We start from the raw sequence: 5,066 nt of genomic DNA, 5'->3' as shown, positions 1-5,066 counted from the left end.
CGCGCCCGGCCCGCGCGGCGCCCATGAGGTCGCCACCATGCTCGGCACCAGCGTGCTCATCCCGCCCCTGGCCGTGCTCCACCGGGCCCTGGGAGGCATCCGGCACCGCCGCGCCGCCCCCTGGGGAGGCCCCGCATGAACCGCACCCGGCCCAGCCGCACGGGCCCGCCCGCCCGGCCCGCCGCCGTCCTCTTCGACCGCGACGGCACCCTGATCCACGACGTCCCCTACAACCGCGACCCGGCGCTCGTGCGGCCGGTACCCGGCGCCGCCGAAGCCGTACGGCTGGTGCGCGCGGCCGGCCTGGCCACCGGCGTCGTCAGCAACCAGTCCGGCATCGGCCGCGGCCTGCTCACCCACGAGGACGTCCGCCGGGTCAACGCCCGCGTGGACGCGCTCACCGGCCACCTCGACGTCTGGGTCTACTGCCCGCACCACCCCGACGACGGCTGCGCCTGCCGCAAGCCCCGGCCCGGCCTGGTGACCGAGGCCGCCCGGCGCCTCGGCGTCCGCCCCGCCGACTGCGCCGTCATCGGCGACATCGCGGCCGACGTGCTCGCCGCCCGCGCGGCGGGCGCCGAGGGCATCCTCGTACCCAACGCCCGCACCAGGCCCGAGGAGATCGACGCCGAGGACCACCCCGCGCCCGACGTCCTCACCGCCGTCCGCCGCCTCCTGGCCCGCCCCGCGCCGGCCCGGAGCGCCGCCCGCGCGAACGGACCGGCCGCATGAGGGCGCTCGTGGTACGACTCGACAGCTTCGGCGACGTCCTGCTCGCCGGGCCGGCCGTCCGCGCCGTGGCCGCGGGCGCCGACCACGTCACCCTGCTCTGCGGACCGCTGGGGGAGCCCGCCGCCCGGTTGCTGCCCGGCGTGGACGACGTCATCGTCTGGCAGGCCCCCTGGGAGGGCACCGCGCCGCCGCCGGTCGAGGAGGCGGACATCCCCGGCCTGCTCGGCACGCTGCGCGCCGGCGCGTACGACACCGCGCTCGTCCTCACCTCCTTCCACCAGAGCCCGCTGCCGGCCGCGCTGCTGCTGCGCATGGCCCACGTGGCCCGGATCGGCGCCGACAGCGTCGACCACCCCGGCCGGCTCCTCGACGTACGCCACCAGCGTCTCCCCGGGCGGCACGAGGCCGAGGCGGCCCTCGACCTCGCCACCGCCATGGGCTTCGCCCTCCCGGCGGGCGACGACGGCCGGCTGCGGGTCCTGCCGCCGCCCGACACCGCCGCGCTCACCGGCAACGGCCCCTACGTCGTCGTCCACCCCGGCGCCAGCGCCCCCGCCAGGGCCTGGAACCCCGGCAGACACGCCGAGGCCGTCCAGCGCCTGGCCGACGCCGGACACCGCGTCGTCGTCACCGGCGGACCGGCCGAGACCGGCCTCACCCGGCAGGTCAGCGGCGACGTGGCCGTGGACCTCGGCGGCCGCACCTGCCCCCGGACGCTCGCCGGAGTCCTGCGCCACGCCGACGTCCTGGTCAGCGGGAACACCGGACCCGCCCACCTCGCCGCCGCCGTGGGCACCCCGGTGGTCTCCCTGTTCGCCCCCGTCGTGCCCGCCTCCCGCTGGGCGCCCTACGGCGTACCCGTCGTGCTCCTCGGCGACCAGCGCGCCCCGTGCGCCGACACCAGGGCCCTGCACTGCCCGGTGCCCGGCCACCCCTGTCTCGACGGCGTCACCGCGCACGACGTGGTCAGCGCGGTGCACAAGCTCCACACGCTCCGGAAGGAGAACGGATGAACATCCTCATCTGGCACGTCCACGGCTCGTGGCTGACCTCCTTCGTCCAAGGACCCCACACCTACCTGGTGCCGGTCACCCCCGACCGGGGGCCCGACGGACTCGGCCGCGCCCGCACCTGGACCTGGCCCGACTCCGTCCGCGAACTGAGCCCCGCCGCACTGCGCGACGCCGACATCGACCTCGTCGTCCTGCAACGCCCCCACGAGATCGAGCTGACCCGGGACTGGACCGGCAGGCGGCCCGGCCACGACGTCCCCGCCGTGTACGTCGAGCACAACAGCCCGCACGAGACACCCGTGGACACCCGGCATCCCCTCGCCGACCGGTCCGACATCCCCGTCGTGCACGTCACCCACTTCAACCGCCTGATGTGGGACAACGGCCGCGCCCCGACCGGCGTCATCGAACACGGCATCATCGACCCCGGGCTCCGCTGGACGGGCACCGAACCCCGCGCCGCCGTCGTCGTCAACGAGCCCGTCCGGCGCGCCCGCACCACCGGCACCGAGCTGCTGCCCGCCTTCGCCGACGCCGTCCCGCTCGACGTCTTCGGCATGCGGACGGAGGGCCTGGCGGACCACCTCGGGCTCACCGGGGACCGGTGCCGCACCTTCGACCTCCCGCAGGACGAACTCCACCGGGCCATGGCCCGCCGCCGCGTCTACCTGCACCCGGTGCGCTGGACCTCGCTCGGACTGTCCCTGCTGGAAGCCATGTTCCTCGGCATGCCCGTGGTCGCCCTCGGCACCACGGAAGTGCGGGAAGCGGTGCCGCCCGGCGCCGGAGTCGTCTCCAACCGCCCCGAGGTACTCACCGACGCCCTGCGCCACTTCGCCGCCGACCGCGCCCACGCCGAGGACACCGGCCGCCGGGCCCGCGAGGCGGCCAGGGCCAGGTACGGGGTCCAGCGCTTCCTGGACGACTGGGACCGACTCATGAAAGAGGTCACGCGATGACGCAGCCCATGCCGCGACCCGCCCGGATCGCCCTGGTGTCCGAGCACGCCAGCCCGCTCGCCGAACTCGGCGGCCCCGACGCCGGCGGACAGAACGTGTACGTGGCCCAGCTGGCCGGACACCTGGCCCGCAGGGGCCACGACGTCACCGTCTACACCCGCCGCGACCGCCCCGACACACCCACCCTCGTCCGGACCGAGACGGGCGTGAAGGTGGTCCACGTCCCGGCCGGGCCACCGGCCGCCGTGCCCAAGGACGACCTGCTGGCCTGGATGCCCGACTTCGGCGCCTACCTGGCCAGACTCTGGCGGCTCAGCCGGCCCGACGTCGTCCACGCCCACTTCTGGATGTCCGGCATGGCCGCCCTCATCGGCGCCCGGGAGGCCGCCGTCCCCGTCGTGCAGACGTACCACGCCCTCGGCACCGTGAAGAAGCGCCACCAGGGCGGCGACGACACCAGCCCGCCCGAACGCATCGGCACCGAGACCCGGATCGGCCGCGAGGCCCACCGCATCATCGCCACCTGCGCCGACGAGCTGAACGAGCTGACCGCGATGGGCGTCCCCCGCTCCCGGATCAGCGTCGTGCCCTGCGGCGTGGACACCGCCCACTTCGCCCCGGTCCCGCCCGCCGCCCGGCCGCCCGGCTCCCCGCACCGGCTCCTCGCGGTCGGCCGGCTCGTCCCCCGCAAGGGATTCGACCGGGCCGTCATGGCCCTCGCCGACATCCCCGACGCCGAACTCCTCATCGCCGGCGGACCGGACGCCCCGCTCCTGTTCGCCGACCCGGAGGCCGAACGCCTGCGCAAGATCGCCGCCGAGTACGGCGTCGCCGACCGGGTCCGGCTGCTCGGCTGCGTCCCGCAGGACCTGATGCCCCGGCTCATGTCCAGCGCCGACCTCCTGCTGTCCCTGCCCCGCTACGAGCCCTTCGGGATCGTCCCCATCGAGGCGATGGCCTGCGGAACCCCCGTGGTGGCCACGGCGGTCGGCGGACAGCTGGACACCGTCGTGGACGGCGTGACCGGCGTCCTCGTCCCGCCCACCGACGAGGACGGCCACGACCTCGCCGCCACCGTCCGCGGCCTGCTGGACGACCCCGCCCGCCGCGCCCGCTACGGCGCCGCCGGCCGCACCCACGCACTCGCCCGGTTCACCTGGGACGAGGTGACGGACGGGGTCTGCCGCGTCTACGCCGAACTCGTCCGCACCCCCCAGCCCACGGAGGTGGCACGATGAAGCTGATCGCCCCCGGCCAGCACTGCGACGACCTCGCCCGCGCCCTCCCCGCCTTCCGCCGCACCGCGGGAATCACCGAACGCTGGGGCACCACCCTGGCCCGCGTCCTGTCCGACGGCGGCCGGCTCCTCGTCGCCGGCAACGGCGGCAGCGCCGCCCAGGCCCAGCACCTGACCGCCGAACTCGTCGGCCGCTACCGCGACGACCGCCCTGCCTACTCCGCCCTCGCCCTGCACGCGGACACCTCGTCCACCACCGCCATCGCCAACGACTACGGCGTCCACGAGGTCTTCGCCCGCCAGACCTGCGCCCACGGCCGCCCCGGCGACATCCTCATGCTCCTGTCCACCAGCGGCGCCAGCGCCAACCTCCTGGAAGCCGCCCAGGAGGCCATGCGCATCGGCATGCCCGTCTGGTCCCTCACCGGCCCCGAACCCAACCCGCTCGCCGCGACCAGCGACGAGTCCCTGTGCGTCGAAGCCGCCGGAGCCGCCACCGTGCAGGAACTCCACCTCGTCGCCGTCCACATGATCTGCGAAAGCTTCGACCGCGCGATCGCCGCCCGCGCCGCCCGCCGGCCCGCCGAGGACGCCCCGGCCGAGGAGGACGCCACGTGAACCGCCCCGCCCCCCTCGTCGTCGTCGGCGACTCCCTGCTCGACCGCGACCTCTCCGGCCGCGCCGAACGGCTCGCCCCCGACGCGCCCGTCCCCGTCGTCGGCGACGTCGAACACCGCACCCGGCCCGGCGGCGCCGCCCTCGCCGCCTGCCTCGCCGCCGCGGACGGCCGCGAGACCACCTTCGTCACCGCCCTCGGCGACGACGAGGCGTCCCACACCGTGCGCGAACTCCTGAAGGACCGCGTCCACCTGGTGGAACTCCCGCTCCGCGGCACCCTGTCGCGCAAGACCCGCCTCATGGCCGACGGACGGCCCCTGCTGCGCGTCGACGAGGGCGACGGACGGGCGGCCGGACCGGCGGACCGCGCCGAACAGGCGCTCGCCGGCGCCGGAGCGGTGCTCGTCGCCGACTACGGGCGCGGCACCGCGGACGTCCTGCGCGCCGCCCTGACCGCACGGGCCGCCCGGATTCCCGTCGTCTGGGACCCCCACCCGGCGGGCGGCC

5 protein-coding genes and 1 pseudogene are annotated in these 5,066 nt (G+C 76.2%); all 6 read left to right on the top strand.

The features are described from left to right. Nucleotides 1-135 precede the first annotated feature (135 nt). Nucleotides 136-732, top strand: a complete 597-nt coding sequence (locus MHW47_RS31705) for an HAD-IIIA family hydrolase (protein WP_239227312.1) — start codon at nt 136-138, stop codon at nt 730-732. Continuing rightward, the gene (locus MHW47_RS31700) at nt 729-1,745 is read left to right on the top strand and encodes a glycosyltransferase family 9 protein (protein ID WP_239227311.1); all 1,017 of its coding nucleotides are present in this window, start codon (nt 729-731) and stop codon (nt 1,743-1,745) included. Before MHW47_RS31705 ends, MHW47_RS31700 begins: the two co-directional genes overlap by 4 nt. Beyond that, nucleotides 1,742-2,704 carry a glycosyltransferase gene (locus MHW47_RS31695; protein WP_239227310.1) on the top strand — a complete coding sequence of 321 codons (963 nt, stop codon included), beginning with the start codon at nt 1,742-1,744 and terminating at the stop codon, nt 2,702-2,704. The genes MHW47_RS31700 and MHW47_RS31695 overlap by 4 nt, the downstream gene beginning before the upstream one ends. Continuing rightward, the gene (locus tag MHW47_RS31690; protein WP_239227309.1) at nt 2,701-3,942 is read left to right on the top strand and encodes a glycosyltransferase; all 1,242 of its coding nucleotides are present in this window, start codon (nt 2,701-2,703) and stop codon (nt 3,940-3,942) included. Before MHW47_RS31695 ends, MHW47_RS31690 begins: the two co-directional genes overlap by 4 nt. Next, complete coding sequence (locus MHW47_RS31685) at nt 3,939-4,559, top strand: SIS domain-containing protein (RefSeq protein WP_239227308.1); 621 nt, start codon at nt 3,939-3,941, stop codon at nt 4,557-4,559. The genes MHW47_RS31690 and MHW47_RS31685 overlap by 4 nt, the downstream gene beginning before the upstream one ends. Beyond that, nucleotides 4,556-5,066: pseudogene (locus MHW47_RS31680) on the top strand (D-beta-D-heptose 1-phosphate adenosyltransferase); the annotation flags it as partial. The gene MHW47_RS31685 and the pseudogene MHW47_RS31680, both read left to right, overlap by 4 nt.

Source organism: Streptomyces sp. OfavH-34-F, assembly GCF_022347745.1.
Taxonomy (GTDB): domain Bacteria; phylum Actinomycetota; class Actinomycetes; order Streptomycetales; family Streptomycetaceae; genus Streptomyces.
Note: the sequence above shows the minus strand (reverse complement) of the source record. Positions and strands in the feature narration are given on the sequence as shown.